This is a genomic window from Cognatiyoonia sp. IB215446, from assembly GCF_033963825.1.
In the GTDB taxonomy this organism is placed as follows: Bacteria; Pseudomonadota; Alphaproteobacteria; order Rhodobacterales; family Rhodobacteraceae; genus Yoonia.
The window spans coordinates 147,501-161,438 of sequence record NZ_JAXBMD010000001.1; the positions used below are offsets into that span (position 1 = coordinate 147,501).

The window sequence follows — 13,938 nt, forward strand, 5'->3', positions numbered from 1 at the left end:
AGGAAAGGAAATCAACAGATACTCCCCTAGTAGCGGCGAGCGAACGGGGACCAGCCGAGCCATGAGTGTGAATAGAATGTGTTGGGAAGCACAGCCATAGTGGGTGACAGCCCCGTATATGAAGCACGATTGGACGTATTAAGTAGGGCGGGACACGTGAAATCCTGTCTGAACATCGGAGGACCACCTTCGAAGGCTAAGTACTCCTTACTGACCGATAGCGAACCAGTACCGTGAGGGAAAGGTGAAAAGCACCCCGACGAGGGGAGTGAAACAGTCCCTGAAACCGAACGCCTACAATCAGTTGGAGGGCCCTTGAGGCCTGACAGCGTACCTTTTGTATAATGGGTCATCGACTTAGTGTATCTAGCAAGCTTAAGCCGTTAGGTGTAGGCGCAGCGAAAGCGAGTCTGAATAGGGCGACTGAGTTAGATGCATTAGACCCGAAACCGAGTGATCTAGGCATGTCCAGGATGAAGGTTGGGTAACACCAACTGGAGGTCCGAACCCACACCTGTTGAAAAAGGTCGGGATGAGGTGTGCCTAGGGGTGAAAGGCCAATCAAACTCGGAGATAGCTGGTTCTCTGCGAAATCTATTTAGGTAGAGCGTCAGACGAATACCCTCGGGGGTAGAGCACTGGATGGGTAATGGGGGCTCACCGCCTTACTGATCCTAACCAAACTCCGAATACCGAGGAGTACTATCTGGCAGACACACAGCGGGTGCTAACGTCCGTTGTGGAGAGGGAAACAACCCTGACCTACGACTAAGGCCCCTAATTCATGGCTAAGTGGGAAAGCAGGTGGGACGACCAAAACAACCAGGAGGTTGGCTTAGAAGCAGCCATCCTTTAAAGATAGCGTAACAGCTCACTGGTCTAAATAAGTTGTCCTGCGGCGAAGATGTAACGGGGCTCAAGCCATGAGCCGAAGTCTAGGATGCACGTAGTGCATGGTAGCAGAGCGTAGTGTGACATAACTCCTATCCATATCAGCGGTTTCGACCGTTGTGATGGATATTTGGAGTTTTCGATGAAGCCGGCCTGTGAGGGATCCGGTGGAGAGATCACTAGTGAGAATGATGACATGAGTAGCGACAAACAGGGTGAGAGACCCTGTCGCCGAAAGTCCAAGGGTTCCTGCTTAAAGCTAATCTGAGCAGGGTAAGCCGACCCCTAAGGCGAGGCCGAAAGGCGTAGTCGATGGGAACCAGGTTAATATTCCTGGGCCAGGAGGATGTGACGGATCTCGAAGATTGTTCGACCTTATCGGATTGGTCGGGCCGTTGAGAGGTTCCTGGAAATAGCCCTCCATGAGATCGTACCCTAAACCGACACAGGTGGACTGGTAGAGAATACCAAGGCGCTTGAGAGAACCACATTTAAGGAACTCGGCAAAATACCTCCGTAAGTTCGCGAGAAGGAGGCCCGCTTAGTAGGCAACTATTGGGCGGGGGCACAAACCAGGGGGTGGCGACTGTTTACTAAAAACACAGGGCTCTGCGAAGTCGCAAGACGACGTATAGGGTCTGACGCCTGCCCGGTGCCTGAAGGTTAAAAGGAGGAGTGCAAGCTCCGAATTGAAGCCCAGGTAAACGGCGGCCGTAACTATAACGGTCCTAAGGTAGCGAAATTCCTTGTCGGGTAAGTTCCGACCTGCACGAATGGCGTAACGACTTCCCCGCTGTCTCAAATGTGGACTCAGCGAAATTGAATTTCCTGTCAAGATGCAGGATACCCGCGGTTAGACGGAAAGACCCCATGCACCTTTACTACAGCTTCGCATTGGCATCAGGCACAGTATGTGCAGGATAGGTGGTAGGCTTTGAAGCGGTGACGCCAGTCATCGTGGAGCCTCCCTTGAGATACCACCCTTATTCTGCTTGATGTCTAACCGCGGCCCGTTATCCGGGTCCGGGACCCTGCGTGGTGGGTAGTTTGACTGGGGCGGTCGCCTCCCAAATCGTAACGGAGGCGCGCGAAGGTTGGCTCAGAGCGGTCGGAAATCGCTCGTTGAGTGCAATGGCAGAAGCCAGCCTGACTGCGAGACTGACAAGTCGAGCAGAGTCGAAAGACGGCCATAGTGATCCGGTGGTCCCGAGTGGAAGGGCCATCGCTCAACGGATAAAAGGTACGCTGGGGATAACAGGCTGATGGTGCCCAAGAGTCCATATCGACGGCACCGTTTGGCACCTCGATGTCGGCTCATCTCATCCTGGGGCTGGAGCAGGTCCCAAGGGTACGGCTGTTCGCCGTTTAAAGAGGTACGTGAGCTGGGTTTAGAACGTCGTGAGACAGTTCGGTCCCTATCTTCCGTGGGTGTAGGATACTTGAGAGGAGTTGCCCCTAGTACGAGAGGACCGGGGTGAACGATCCACTGGTGGACCTGTTGTCGTGCCAACGGCAGTGCAGGGTAGCTATGATCGGACAGGATAACCGCTGAAGGCATCTAAGCGGGAAGCCCCCCTCAAAACAAGGTATCCCTGAGAGCCGAAGTAGACCACTTCGTCGATAGGCCAGAGATGTAAGCGTAGTGATACGTTCAGTTGACTGGTACTAATTGCTCGATAGGCTTGATTTGATCCAGTAATAGTAAGACTGGAAGAACAAGTGCACACATGTAGATGTGCAGACTTGGAACAACGGTGAATGTTTCGGCATTCACCGGAGATGTTCTTTATTTGATTTGGTGGTCATAGCGTGAGCAAAACACCCGATCCCATCCCGAACTCGGCCGTTAAGTGCCACAGCGCTGATGGTACTGCGTCTTAAGACGTGGGAGAGTAAGTCACCGCCAAATCTAATAAGGAACATCTCTGTCGAAGCCATGGTTTCGACATGTATCTCTCTGACGATGACTTATTCCCAACATAACGACCTGCGTCACAAACCTGTTGCATGAACGTCATGCAATGGTCTGCCAGCATTTACAAAGTCACGCGACCGTGACGGCCTCAGTAATCGGAGGTCTCGTCATGAAGACGCTTTTGAATGCAACGGCTGTGCTGCTGATCACCTGCAGCGCCGCCTCTGCCAAAGACAGTAGTTACATCGGACAAGTAGACGTGGTGCGCGGTGCGGGCGACGGTGGTGACACCGCGCGGGGCACCGTTTTTCTGGATGCAAACCGCAACTCCACGCTTGATCCGGGCGAGGTCGGCATTGCGGGCGTTCAGGTCTCAAACGGGCGCGAGGTTGTTTTGACCGCCCAGGACGGGACTTACGAACTGCCCGCCTATGACGACATGAACCTCTTTATCACCAAACCTTCGACCCATATCACCCCGGTCAGCGCTGACATGGTCCCGCAATTCGCTTACGTGCATAAGGTCGAGGGCTCGCCACCGTTGCGCTTCGGCGGGATTCCAGCAACCGGCCCACTTCCTGAAGCGATCAACTTCCCCCTGATTGAAGACAATGTGGGCGACAGTTTCAGCTGCCTCGTCTTTGGTGATGCACAGTCATATACCAATCAGGAAGTGACCTATGTACGCGAAACTGCAGGGAAGCTGCTGGCCACGCGCGATAATTCCGAAACCGAGTGCCTGATCTTTGCAGGCGACGTGATGGGGGATGACCTGTCGCTCTATCCGCGGTTCAAGAACATTATCGCGGTGGGTGGCGTGCCGACGTATTTCGTGGGCGGCAATCACGACATCGACTTTGATGCCGAAACCGACCAGCACAGCTTTGACACATTCCGCCGTGAATGGGGCCCGGAATACTGGTCGGCTGACATCGGCAACGTGCATTTCGTGGGCCTGGACAATGTCCGTTACCCCTGCAACGGCGTCGATGAACATCCCTTCTGTGCCACGGACCGTAACCACACCTACAACGGTGTGATCACCGGGCGGCAGCTGGAATGGCTGGCGAACGATCTTGCCAATGTGCCCGAAGACAAGCTGATCGTCATGACGGCGCATATCCCTTTCCAAACCTTTACCGATAACACGGCCGCCAAGCATCAGACCGATAATCTCGATGAACTTGTCGCCGTTCTCGGTGATCGTCCCGTGCTCGGTCTCGCTGGTCACACACACACGACCGAAAACATTGAGGCCGGCGAATATTTCGAAGGCTGGGAGGAAAACACAAATGTAGGGCCCGCACCCTTCCACCAGATTGTCGCCGGTGCCTTATCGGGCAGTTGGTGGGCTGGTGATCTGAATGATGATGGCGTGCCACATGCGACCCAACGACTTGGTAGTCCGCGCGGCTATTACCAGCTTGATTTCAATGGCAGCGACTACGTGGATACCTACAAAACCTTTAACGGCGAAGAGAACGAGCAATTCCACGCGTCCTTCAACACTCCCCGGTTCCGTGAATGGGCAGAACGGTTGATTGCTTACCGCGATCTTTATGGGAGCAGTTTTGACCAGACGCCACCCGTCACACGCAACGATCTGGGCGATATGTACATGATCACGCAAGAAGACCTTGCTGATGGGACCTGGGCCGCGATCAATGTCTGGAACGGTGCGGGTCGGACAATGGTGACCGTTCAGATCAATGACATGGACACAATTGTTGCGACTCGCACTCAGTCCGGCACGGGCGAAGCAAAGAACCGCGGCGTTGAATTCGCCGACCCGCTCGCACTTGCGCAGCAGGCCACGCAAGGCCGTGTCGCGGCGCAATCGGTTGATGGTGGTGAAGAAACCGCTGGGTTCAGCATGTGGCAGGGTTCCATCTGGCAGGGCGTGCCCGGCCCGTTCCAGCGCTGGATGCTGACGGATAGCAGTCAACACCTTTGGCGTGCGGATCTGCCCACCGATTTGCCCGTGGGCGCGCATCAATTGCACGTGCATGTGGTCGATCCACATGGCCGCATCTTTGAAGATACGATTCCGTTTGAGGTGGTCGCCGAGCTTCCGCAAATGACTTGGCAGGCATCCTTTTGGGAAGACGAATAGCGAGGTAATTTTTGTGACAGTTTCTTAAAGTTTCCCATCGCCGGGGGCTTGTAGTCCCCGGCGACTCCTTTTAAACCACCAAAACTTGGCGCGGGATGGAGCAGCCCGGTAGCTCGTCAGGCTCATAACCTGAAGGTCGCAGGTTCAAATCCTGCTCCCGCAACCACCGACAACGAACGCCCCGCAGAAATACCTGCGGGGCGTCGTTCGTTCTCATCCACCATTTCCATGATCGCCCCCAGTTCACCGTGCAACTCAACATCAAACCCAGTGTTTGTTGGGGTTACCTTGATATGATCGATCAAGTCTTGGATGGCATGAATGGCTCGTTGGCGAAGGGCATCATCACTCAGACCGTCTGTAAGTTGCCTGATCTTGGTGCGGTAAACTTGCCCGATGTTACGGATCGGGATGATCGTGTTCTTCTCCTCATACTGTGCCACCTCGGCTTCCAGCGAGTCCTTTTCGGCTTCCAGTGCGACCAGCTTATTGGTGATACTCTTTGTGTCGGTGCCATTCACGATGTGTTCGATGATCCGCTCAATCTGACCGGTCACTTTGGCAAGTCGTCTCTTCTTCAAGCCCAGTTCGGATGCGGTTGTTTTACGGAGCCTGTCCACTTCCTTCTGAAACTCAGCGGTGAAGTGGTCCAAATACTCCGAGTTTAACAGACCAGTGCGAAGACCCTCGAAGACCCGCTCTTCGACCTCAGAGCGCAGGATTGTCTTCTTGTTGGTGCAGGTCTTGGAAGCACGATAAGCTGAGCAACCATAACGATCCTTGGCTGTGATCGCCAAAAGGCCGCCACAAACGCCGCACGTCAACACACCAGACAGCGGATGTACTTTGCGATGTTTGCGGTTCAAAGCGTTGTCATCGCTGTCTCTCGGCATGGCGAGTGTGTTGTTCTCTTGCTGCTCTTTGACCCTTTGCCACAACTCATCATCAATAATCCTGAGTTCTGGCACTTCCGTGATCGTCCAGTTCTCTTCTGGTTGGATTCTTGAGACACGCTTCCCAGTCTTGGGGTTCTTCTTGTATTCCGTCCGGCCATAAACAAGCCTGCCGATGTAGGCTTCGTTGTTCAGAATGCCCGTACCACGATCACGTTGACCGCGAATAGTAGTGTCTTTCCAGACTGAGCCCGTCGGGCCTGTCACGCCTTCATCGTTCAAGACTTTGGCAATCGTGCGTGGGCTGACCCCATCTGCGTACATGGAAAAGATGCGGTTGATGATCACAGCTTGCTCTGGATCAATGGAACGTTCGCCTGGTGAACCGACCGTGTAGCCGTAGCTTACGCCACCAGCTACTTTACCATCCAAGATGCGACCACGCTGTCCGCGCTGCACTTTTCTCCGCAAGTCATCGACAAAATTATCTGCGATGGTTCCTAGAAATCCCACCAACATTTTATTCATCTCACCATATTGAATGGTAAACAGGCCGACACCGGCAAAGCTAAGCTCATCGTGCAGTTGTGAGATGTCAGCCAGATTACGAGACAGCCTGTCCAGAGATTCAGCCAGCACAACGTCGAAGTTACCCAGATCGGCGTCAGCTTTCATCGCTTCAAACTGGGGTCGCCGTGTGGAGCCGCCACTCATGGCTGCGTCAGCATAGACCTCTACGACATTCCAGCCCTGCTTCTCAGCATATTCCCGTGCTTCCCGTTCCTGGTCCACGAGAGAGCTATCACTTTGCATGTCGGTCGAGTAACGACAGTAGATTGCGCAACGAGTCATTCTGCATCTCCCTCGATCAGAATGTCAGGGTTACGTACGAAGTCCAATGCCGCTTGTCGGCCCAACAACCGGCTAAGCAGTGTCAACGCTTCGTCGAGCAGCGCAGAGTTCATTTCGTTGGTAGTGTTGTGGCGGCTTACTTCCGCCAATGTATTTTGGGATTCCATGATCAGACCCACAATTGTGGCCTGAGTTTTCCACCCTCACGACCTGTTGTGGATGCGCACGAAAAGGTTCAGCAAATACCATGCCGACTACATTGTTGTATTACCTATCCGTGGTTCGGCCCTGATCTTCGATCTAGGCAAGGGAACATCGCGGTGCACAGGACATAAGAACCGTCTTAGTAATATCAAGGGCTAGTAGCCCCAAGTGCCCGAACCATTCCCTCGAAGCGCCTGATATCGACTTGATGTTCTGCAAGATCACCGTCTTCCAGACCATGTGTTTCAAGCCGATAGAGTTCAACGGTTAGGTCGCCCCGTTGCTCAGGTGTCAACGTGATCTCCAGCCTGTGTAACATCTCGTCTAGTTGAACGATCACGTCCCGCATCACATCCAAGTCAAGCTGCTCCCTAGTCTTGGCATCGTTGAACAAGGCGTGTGGCTCCACACCAAAAAGCTCTGTTAACTGAACCATTCGATGTTGAGTCAAGGACGAACGCCCCCGTTCTAGTCGAGATAGCTGGGTCACCGAGATACCGAGCCTTCCGGCGAGTGTTTCTTGAGACATGTCGAGAGTCTTGCGGAACTTGGCAATGTTGTTCGGAACGACTGGGGCCATAGTCTTCTGACTTGCTGGTTAGTGTGACGGTCATATTGGCCAACTTTCGTCGATAGGTGCAGTCACACCATATGGCATACTTCGACAAAGTATGACATTTTATGGTCTGTATTATGCAGAGTGCGCCGCAAAAAGGCGTCAACTGGCAAAACCCGTCATCTCTGGAGGTCTCATTGGTAGCAGCAAAAGTTGGGTATCATGTTTCGGTCACACTTATCGTCGGCTTGATGTCTTTGCTGCCAGGGTCAGACGGCAACGTGCAGACGGCTGATACCGATACAGACTGGAACTGGTCTGGTCGGCCAAACTGTGCGCCTCCACGATCAGACTCCGTGAAGTGGATCGAAGAGGACGGAATGCGCTTTCTTCGGTTCCAGCTACGCGATGGTGACATTGGCAATTGCCCCACAGACAACGATACGGCTCATAGCCAACGGTTCAACAAACCCTACTCAGAACGGGCAGAGTGGCGGGGCCCAGCGTTCTCACCAGAACCTGGTGACTATGAACTCAGCTTCAATGTGCGTTTCCTCCAGGGCTTCGATCAGACTCGCGTAGATGAGACGTTTTTCCAGATCAAAGACTGCCCCACGAGCGCTGTTCCTGTCATGGCCAAGATCGGCCAGTGGGACACCACTCGTGGTCCCAGAGCCCGCATCAAGTTCGAACTGGGGCCTGGTACAGGCAACACACGCCAACATAGTCAGTTCATCAGTAACGATGTGCTGGACGGTGCGTGGCATCAGGTGACTGCACAGTTCTACACTGGTGAGCCAATGCGTTTGGCCGTGCAGATCGATGGTGTGCCCGTACTGCGGGAGACCGCATTTGGTGTCGGCTTCCAGTGCGGGCAACCGTCATTGCGGATAGGTATCTACCGCCCTGGGGACCTCGACGGGAATAGGCACAGCATCGTGGACTATGACAGCATCAACATCACGCATTTGCCCAATAGCTAGGCCCACCACGTCAAGGCTGCGTTATCCGGTTTTGGTTTTCTGTTGGATCAGTTCGTAGTCGGCGAATAGCCCGCAAACTGTCCCCAATAGGCCGCACACGGTACGCACGACCAGCACGCCGATCCTGAACTTCAATCAAGCCAGCCTCTTCTAGAACCTCGACAGCACGGCCCTTAGCGCTGGATGACACGCTAAAGCGTTTCACGGCAGCATTGCTCAGAACTACCCAGTCCTGCCCGCGCAGGACGTATAAGTGACGTACCAGCAGCGCCACAGGCAACGCCGCCCCCGGCAATCTAGCCGCCGCTTCAATCCATTCCATACGGATCGGCCCCGCCAGGAACTCCCCACCATGGATTTGCTGATCCACAGATGTCATGGTCGATGACGGTGGAACAGGTTGTTTGGTAGTCAAAGAGGAACAGGAGTCGTCCAGGGTCTTAGGCAAGGCGAACAGGCTCAGATCAAGCACCTCTCTCATCACGCAGCCCACTGCGACAAATAGGACCACAACCCTGCACCGCGTTTGTCCATGAACCGATCTGGGTGATGACACACCTGTTCGACACCTGCCGTGATTGCGAACCCGTCCAACACCACACGGGATGCCTCCGTCATAATCTCTTTCATTTGATCAATGTCGGCATCCAGACGGCCTAGTGGTCCATGGATCAGCACCGCATCATGCACCGGCGCACAAACCTCAATCCCAGCTTCAGTCGCGTTGATACAGGCCAGACGCAGCATTTCCGCGCCATTGGCCTGCATCGGGAAGTTGCGGATCGACCTGTCATTCGGTTGCACAGGCAAATGACACCGCCACCCAAACACAGTTTCAATCCACCCCCGCATCAACGCTGTTTCCAACATCTGGTCAGACCATGACCAGAACTGGTGGTATGTGCGACGATGCAGCAACAGCAGGTCCTGGGCTGCAATGGCAGGCTGGTCAATCCGACCACCCAAAGCTTCCGCACCCATTCCATATTGCACGGCCAACACACAGGCTTTGAACATATCGCGCTCAGATGGATGACTATCCTTGGTCCCATCCTCAGGGACCGCACCTGCTTGCTTAGCAAAGGCCAGATACGGATCACCAGACTGGTACGCCGCCTTCATCGCTTCATCCCCGGACAAAGCCGCTGCGATTCCGAACTCCTGTTGATCCCAATCCAGATAGGCCAGACCACAACCAACATCAGCACGGATAAAACTCCGCCACCATGCAGACTGACCAAAGATGAACCGGCTGTTCGATGGTTGGTTACGCCCCGTCTTCCACGCAAAAGGCATCAAGGCTGCACGGTTGCGACCATCTCTCCCGATCTGAAGACGGTTGGTCTGCAACCCTGACAGGCTTCGGCGCAACTCATACAAAGGCTGCAATTGCGGATATGCAGATGCACGGTCCTTGAACGTATCATCATCAAGTTTCAGCCTGCCCGATGGCAGGCGTGGCCACGCAATCCCTTCCGGCATCAGGTACCATTGGAACGCGCCCACATTAAACTTGTGACCTGTGTAGACACCGTAATCTGCATCTACCTGCGTGATCAGCCTATCCCGCACCTCATCACGATGATCCAGAATATTCGCCAGTCCGGCGTGATCCATCGGAATGCCCGCCCATTCCATCCGTGCAACCGCAGCCATATACCGACCACGTACCAGTGCGCGATCCAGATCAATGTGATCCAGTGCCACCATCCGCCCAAACAGATCACACGTACCAACAACATCTTCAGCACAGTAATCCAAGATGCGGATCTGATCCTGTGCATCCCATGGACCACCTACCATGATCAGATCACGACAGGCATCTTTCACACCCGCCGACATCGACCCAATTCCGTAAGACGCCATGACACCCAACAGGCTCGTGCCACATGGACGATCCCGGCCATTGGTGATCCGCAGATGCTCCACGTATAGATCAAGGACATTGCATGGCATGGCCCAACCTTGTGCCAAATGCACACCAAGTTCCGCTGACGCCGTGAACGACACAAACAGCGCATCATCACCCAGATCATATGGACATGGGATCGGCCTGATCGGGTGCGCTGGACTAGTCCCCAACCACACCCGTTCTTCACGCCCACTCCGAAGCTCCTGAGCCACTACACACACAGGATCAGGACGGTCCCCATCACGGGCGACAAACTCCGTATCTACAACCCAGATCGTGGCAAACCGATCATAGGTGGCTGGTATTACCACACCCTCCATCATGCGTACCCCATCAACCGGCGCACCACAGGATGCTCAATCTCCGTGATCGTCTTGCCGTCAAAGGCAATCCCCAGAAGCTCCACCATGGGCTTTTCTGGCCACTGAGGTTCATCCTCGATCCCCTTGGCCTCACGGGTGATATACATGCCCTGCGCCTGATCAGACATCACACGCACCCACGCATCCTGCGCTTTCCGCGCGGACATCATCGCAGATTCGTTCCACATGTTCGGGCGACCATCCCCACCGGGCAGGTTCAACGGCCACAGGAACGGCACCAAACCACCACGTGCGATGGACAGTTGCAACCGTACAGCACGGTATTCCCCGTCCAGTGCAGGCAGCATCGCCCCCGCAACCAGATAGCTCTCCCCATCATAAGGCAGGATCGCGGCGTCATAGGTGTATGCAGGATCAGGATGCGTCCTGATGAACTGCTGACGGTTCGGTTTCTGGACCGGGATATTCGTCAGTAGGGTTTCTGTGACCAGCGTCGGGTCAACCAATGTGTCCAGCTTGAACTGGGACGGATCAAATGTGTTTTGCATGAGTGGGGTATCCTTCTTGCCATGCGTTTCTAAATCCAACGACAAGACGACCCAAAAGAGACCGCTCACGCAGCCCAGACGATCACCGATGTCATTGGTACGCTGTGCAAGTACGACCCTGCATCACCAAGCGACCCCTATATCGGCCACCGTGACAGCGCAAAACGCGGGCAAGAATGCGGCCCACTCACAACTACATGAGAGCAGCATGATCGGATTGCAAGTGACACACCCCAAAAATTGCCACATCCTCACCCACACCCGTATTTATCCATCCGCGTCCCACAGGACCCACATTTCCGACATGGCGCACAAAACACCCAGTAAAATATAGGTTTCTGAAGAAGAGCGGCGTCGGAATCAGCGTCAGATGCACTGATGCAGGTCAGCAATGCATACTGTGGCAGGATATCCCTCAGCACGGTCGGCAGCTCAGAGTGGAAGCTCCAAAGCCTTGCAGTCCTGCCCCAAGTCAGCACGTCAAAATAACGCTCGTACAGGCTCACTACAGGGCCTGCCGCACCCGATACACCCGGTGCAAATTATTACACAGCCACAGGCCACCAGGATCGCGCTCAGGCATATTCCGACATCAATGATGGCATGAATGTGGGAAAGATCAGCGTACGGGCGGGTCCGATCAGACGGGCAAACAATTCAGTCATACACCTGCTTGGGGGGTGACCACTATCCGCAATGACCGGGGCAATCACAAAGAGATACCCAGATACATCAACTGGAATACCCACATCATACCCAGTCAGTCATACCAGTCACATTATCTATACCTATAACAATACTGTACAGGTCCCCACCAACGGGAAGGGACCAACCCAATATCGGGAGGGTTCATCGCAATCCGTTCCGGCACACAATCCGCAACAGCACGACGTACAGATTACCCGCGTCCGACGCGTCCAGCTAGACCACAACGTCCCACAATCCAGACACCAGAACTCTAAATACCAGTGCAAGGTCAGCAAACACTAGGGACAAACACCATGAACAAAACATCAATCCGTAACATCAACGAGGATGTCCTATGGGACGCCAAAATCTATGCCGCACAAACCAAACAAACAATGGGGCAGGTCGTTACAGAAGCACTCGAAAGGCTGGTCAATGACGAAGTGGAAGAAAGCGAGATCGGACAGCGGGCGATAGATGATTGCAGTGGACATCAGCAGTACAAAGATGTGCGTTGATAGCTCAAGCACCGCAACTGCCCGCCTCGTTCGCTATAAAGGACGCACTGCTTTGACAACCGAGGTCGGCTGTTGGTCGTGATACTTCGCGTGATCTCAACCGCCAAGCTTCATGACCGTTGACACCTTACCGTCGCGCGGTTCGCATCGGATATCGCCGGTGGGAGAAACGTATACGTGGCTTGCGATGCTAAAAAGCCGCCGGGAGGGGTCCGGCGGCTTTTGAATTTTCGTGGAGGAGACCGAAACCCTGATGTGCAGTACAAGACTTACATCATCAACAGCGCCGCCGCCGCCAAAATCACACCTAACAGCGCCAGCACGTACATGCTGATATCTATTAGGGGTTTGTATGCTTGCTGTAGACTTTCCCATCCGATGCGTAGCGCCATGGCGCGTGCAACCTGCAAATCACCCGTTTCTGCTAGGTGGTCGGCAAATTCATCTTCAAAGGCAGCAAGCCCTTCTTCACGTTCTCTCGAACGCAGTGAATGCTTGACCATCCACCTAGCCAGCCCTGGTGGGCGGACTTCTTCGCGTGTGGGCGGCGTAACCCGTGGGGCCATATGGACCTCCATGCGTTGCGCCTGCGACTCATGTCGCCTTACTCGTGTCCGCCAGGAAGAACTGAATGATGGATTTGGCTGAGTCTGTAAGAGAGTAAACTCTCGCAGGCTTTCCACGAACACGAGGTCCATCACCAGTATGGGTTTGCGACGTGAGAAGTCCGGCTTCTTCTAGTTGCGCCAGATTCTGGTAAACTCTGGGCGTTGGTGCCGATCTTCCGTGCTCCACAAGCAGTTTCGCGATTTTTGCGCCATAGGCGTCCTCATTGAGGCGATTGATTGCCGCAAGGATGAACATCCCAAACGCTCCACCGGGAACCTTCTCAGGAAGCATCGCGTTGATGTTTTTAGTGTCGACAGGCATAGTCCCCGTCACCACTGGGTGAACGAAACCAGACCCGAAACTCTGTTTTATCGGTTCTGTTCTTCCAAGCTGTGATCGCTTTGGGATGACTGCCGGGAGGGTCACCTCCGACAATGCCGCTGCGTGCACCAATGCAGGGGCAGCTATACATGTAGATATAAGACATGATGTCCTTTCCTTTCGGTTGGATAGGAACCGCGCGTCGGGCCGGGGGCTTTCTGAGACCACGGCCCGATGCGCCGTTCGGTTACGTCGATGAGGGCGGACCCTGCCTTCGCAAAAGCCACGACCCGCCCTCACCGACATGGGATAAATAGTACAAAATGTATACTATTTCAATTATACGTATAAAATAGTTAGTTATTCAGGGCTAACTAGCTGACCCACGAAATGCGACCCGTTGGCTTTACCGGGTCTCACACTCGATAACTGAGGTTCGCATAGGCGGATGTACTCGCCACGTTGCGCTCACTGCCGACATTTGTGCGCCATACAGCATCAGTAACTCTGGGGCCCTTCTGTAGCACTAACTACACATTGCTTGAACGGCGGCTGTTGGAACCGTTCGGCTCAATCATTTTCCTGACGATGTTGTCGGCTAAAGAACGGAAAG

The 13,938-nt window shown here is 54.1% G+C and carries 11 protein-coding genes, 1 tRNA gene, 2 rRNA genes and 1 pseudogene (1 of these 15 cut by a window edge); 7 read left to right on the forward strand and 8 right to left on the reverse strand.

The genetic code is table 11. The annotated features are described in order from the left end of the window. The 5 genes from SLH49_RS00785 to SLH49_RS00805 form a co-directional block, all read left to right on the forward strand. Nucleotides 1-2,581 (forward strand): 23S ribosomal RNA (locus SLH49_RS00785); it begins 253 nt to the left of the window's first position. A 104-nt stretch (nt 2,582-2,685) separates the two neighbouring features. Further along, nucleotides 2,686-2,800 (forward strand): 5S ribosomal RNA (rrf, locus tag SLH49_RS00790). A gap of 175 nt (nt 2,801-2,975) precedes the next feature. Further along, nucleotides 2,976-4,919, forward strand: a complete 1,944-nt coding sequence (locus SLH49_RS00795; protein ID WP_320267273.1) for a calcineurin-like phosphoesterase C-terminal domain-containing protein — start codon at nt 2,976-2,978, stop codon at nt 4,917-4,919. 89 nt (nt 4,920-5,008) lie between these two features. Beyond that, nucleotides 5,009-5,085: transfer RNA gene (locus SLH49_RS00800), tRNA-Met, on the forward strand. A gap of 127 nt (nt 5,086-5,212) precedes the next feature. Beyond that, nucleotides 5,213-5,587 (forward strand): hypothetical protein, encoded by a 375-nt coding sequence (locus SLH49_RS00805; protein ID WP_320267274.1) that lies wholly within the window; start codon nt 5,213-5,215, stop codon nt 5,585-5,587. A gap of 21 nt (nt 5,588-5,608) precedes the next feature. Here SLH49_RS00805 and SLH49_RS22300 read toward each other — a convergent pair. The 3 genes and pseudogenes from SLH49_RS22300 to SLH49_RS00815 all read right to left on the reverse strand — a co-directional run. Next, nucleotides 5,609-6,664 (reverse strand): annotated as a pseudogene (locus tag SLH49_RS22300) (recombinase family protein); the annotation flags it as partial. Beyond that, nucleotides 6,661-6,831, reverse strand: a complete 171-nt coding sequence (locus SLH49_RS00810; protein ID WP_320267275.1) for a hypothetical protein — start codon at nt 6,829-6,831, stop codon at nt 6,661-6,663. The gene SLH49_RS00810 and the pseudogene SLH49_RS22300, both read right to left, overlap by 4 nt. A gap of 185 nt (nt 6,832-7,016) precedes the next feature. Next, a complete protein-coding gene (locus SLH49_RS00815; RefSeq protein ID WP_320267276.1) occupies nt 7,017-7,448 on the reverse strand; it encodes a helix-turn-helix transcriptional regulator in 432 nt (143 codons plus the stop codon). 356 nt (nt 7,449-7,804) lie between these two features. On the opposite strand from SLH49_RS00815, the gene SLH49_RS00820 reads away from it, so the two are divergent. Continuing rightward, entirely contained in the window at nt 7,805-8,407 is a 603-nt protein-coding gene (locus SLH49_RS00820) for a hypothetical protein (protein ID WP_320267277.1), read from the forward strand. A gap of 10 nt (nt 8,408-8,417) precedes the next feature. On the opposite strand, the gene SLH49_RS00825 is transcribed toward SLH49_RS00820, so the two are convergent. The 3 genes from SLH49_RS00825 to SLH49_RS00835 are packed head-to-tail and all read right to left on the reverse strand — an operon-like array spanning nt 8,418 to nt 11,190. Continuing rightward, nucleotides 8,418-8,888: a hypothetical protein gene (locus SLH49_RS00825; RefSeq protein ID WP_320267278.1), complete on the reverse strand. Its 471-nt coding sequence runs from the start codon at nt 8,886-8,888 to the stop codon at nt 8,418-8,420. Beyond that, nucleotides 8,888-10,642, reverse strand: coding sequence for a DNA polymerase (locus SLH49_RS00830; RefSeq protein ID WP_320267279.1), 1,755 nt, complete (start codon nt 10,640-10,642; stop codon nt 8,888-8,890). Before SLH49_RS00830 ends, SLH49_RS00825 begins: the two co-directional genes overlap by 1 nt. Continuing rightward, the gene (locus SLH49_RS00835) at nt 10,639-11,190 is read right to left on the reverse strand and encodes a hypothetical protein (RefSeq protein WP_320267280.1); all 552 of its coding nucleotides are present in this window, start codon (nt 11,188-11,190) and stop codon (nt 10,639-10,641) included. Before SLH49_RS00835 ends, SLH49_RS00830 begins: the two co-directional genes overlap by 4 nt. 1,001 nt (nt 11,191-12,191) lie before the next feature. Between SLH49_RS00835 and SLH49_RS00840 the strand changes: the two genes are divergently transcribed. Then, the gene (locus SLH49_RS00840) at nt 12,192-12,395 is read left to right on the forward strand and encodes a hypothetical protein (protein WP_320267281.1); all 204 of its coding nucleotides are present in this window, start codon (nt 12,192-12,194) and stop codon (nt 12,393-12,395) included. A gap of 269 nt (nt 12,396-12,664) precedes the next feature. Here the strand turns inward: SLH49_RS00840 and SLH49_RS00845 are convergent, their stop codons facing one another. Together SLH49_RS00845 and SLH49_RS00850 are read right to left on the reverse strand one after the other, a co-directional pair. Then, a complete protein-coding gene (locus SLH49_RS00845; RefSeq protein ID WP_320267282.1) occupies nt 12,665-12,898 on the reverse strand; it encodes a hypothetical protein in 234 nt (77 codons plus the stop codon). 91 nt (nt 12,899-12,989) lie between these two features. Then, nucleotides 12,990-13,325, reverse strand: a complete 336-nt coding sequence (locus tag SLH49_RS00850) for a PadR family transcriptional regulator (protein WP_320267283.1) — start codon at nt 13,323-13,325, stop codon at nt 12,990-12,992. Nucleotides 13,326-13,938: the final 613 nt, after the last annotated feature.

Bases quoted from the DNA above. Each gene is read 5' to 3' on its own strand.
- SLH49_RS00805 (WP_320267274.1), top strand. From the start codon at position 5,213: ATGATCGATCAAGTCTTGGATGGCATGAATGGCTCGTTGGCGAAGGGC.
- SLH49_RS00795 (WP_320267273.1), top strand. From the start codon at position 2,976: ATGAAGACGCTTTTGAATGCAACGGCTGTGCTGCTGATCACCTGCAGC.
- SLH49_RS00830 (WP_320267279.1), bottom strand. From the start codon at position 10,642: ATGATGGAGGGTGTGGTAATACCAGCCACCTATGATCGGTTTGCCACG.
- SLH49_RS00850 (WP_320267283.1), bottom strand. From the start codon at position 13,325: ATGCCTGTCGACACTAAAAACATCAACGCGATGCTTCCTGAGAAGGTT.
- SLH49_RS00820 (WP_320267277.1), top strand. From the start codon at position 7,805: ATGCGCTTTCTTCGGTTCCAGCTACGCGATGGTGACATTGGCAATTGC.
- SLH49_RS00815 (WP_320267276.1), bottom strand. From the start codon at position 7,448: ATGGCCCCAGTCGTTCCGAACAACATTGCCAAGTTCCGCAAGACTCTC.
- SLH49_RS00825 (WP_320267278.1), bottom strand. From the start codon at position 8,888: ATGAGAGAGGTGCTTGATCTGAGCCTGTTCGCCTTGCCTAAGACCCTG.
- SLH49_RS00835 (WP_320267280.1), bottom strand. From the start codon at position 11,190: ATGCAAAACACATTTGATCCGTCCCAGTTCAAGCTGGACACATTGGTT.
- SLH49_RS00810 (WP_320267275.1), bottom strand. From the start codon at position 6,831: ATGGAATCCCAAAATACATTGGCGGAAGTAAGCCGCCACAACACTACC.
- SLH49_RS00845 (WP_320267282.1), bottom strand. From the start codon at position 12,898: ATGGTCAAGCATTCACTGCGTTCGAGAGAACGTGAAGAAGGGCTTGCT.
- SLH49_RS00840 (WP_320267281.1), top strand. From the start codon at position 12,192: ATGAACAAAACATCAATCCGTAACATCAACGAGGATGTCCTATGGGAC.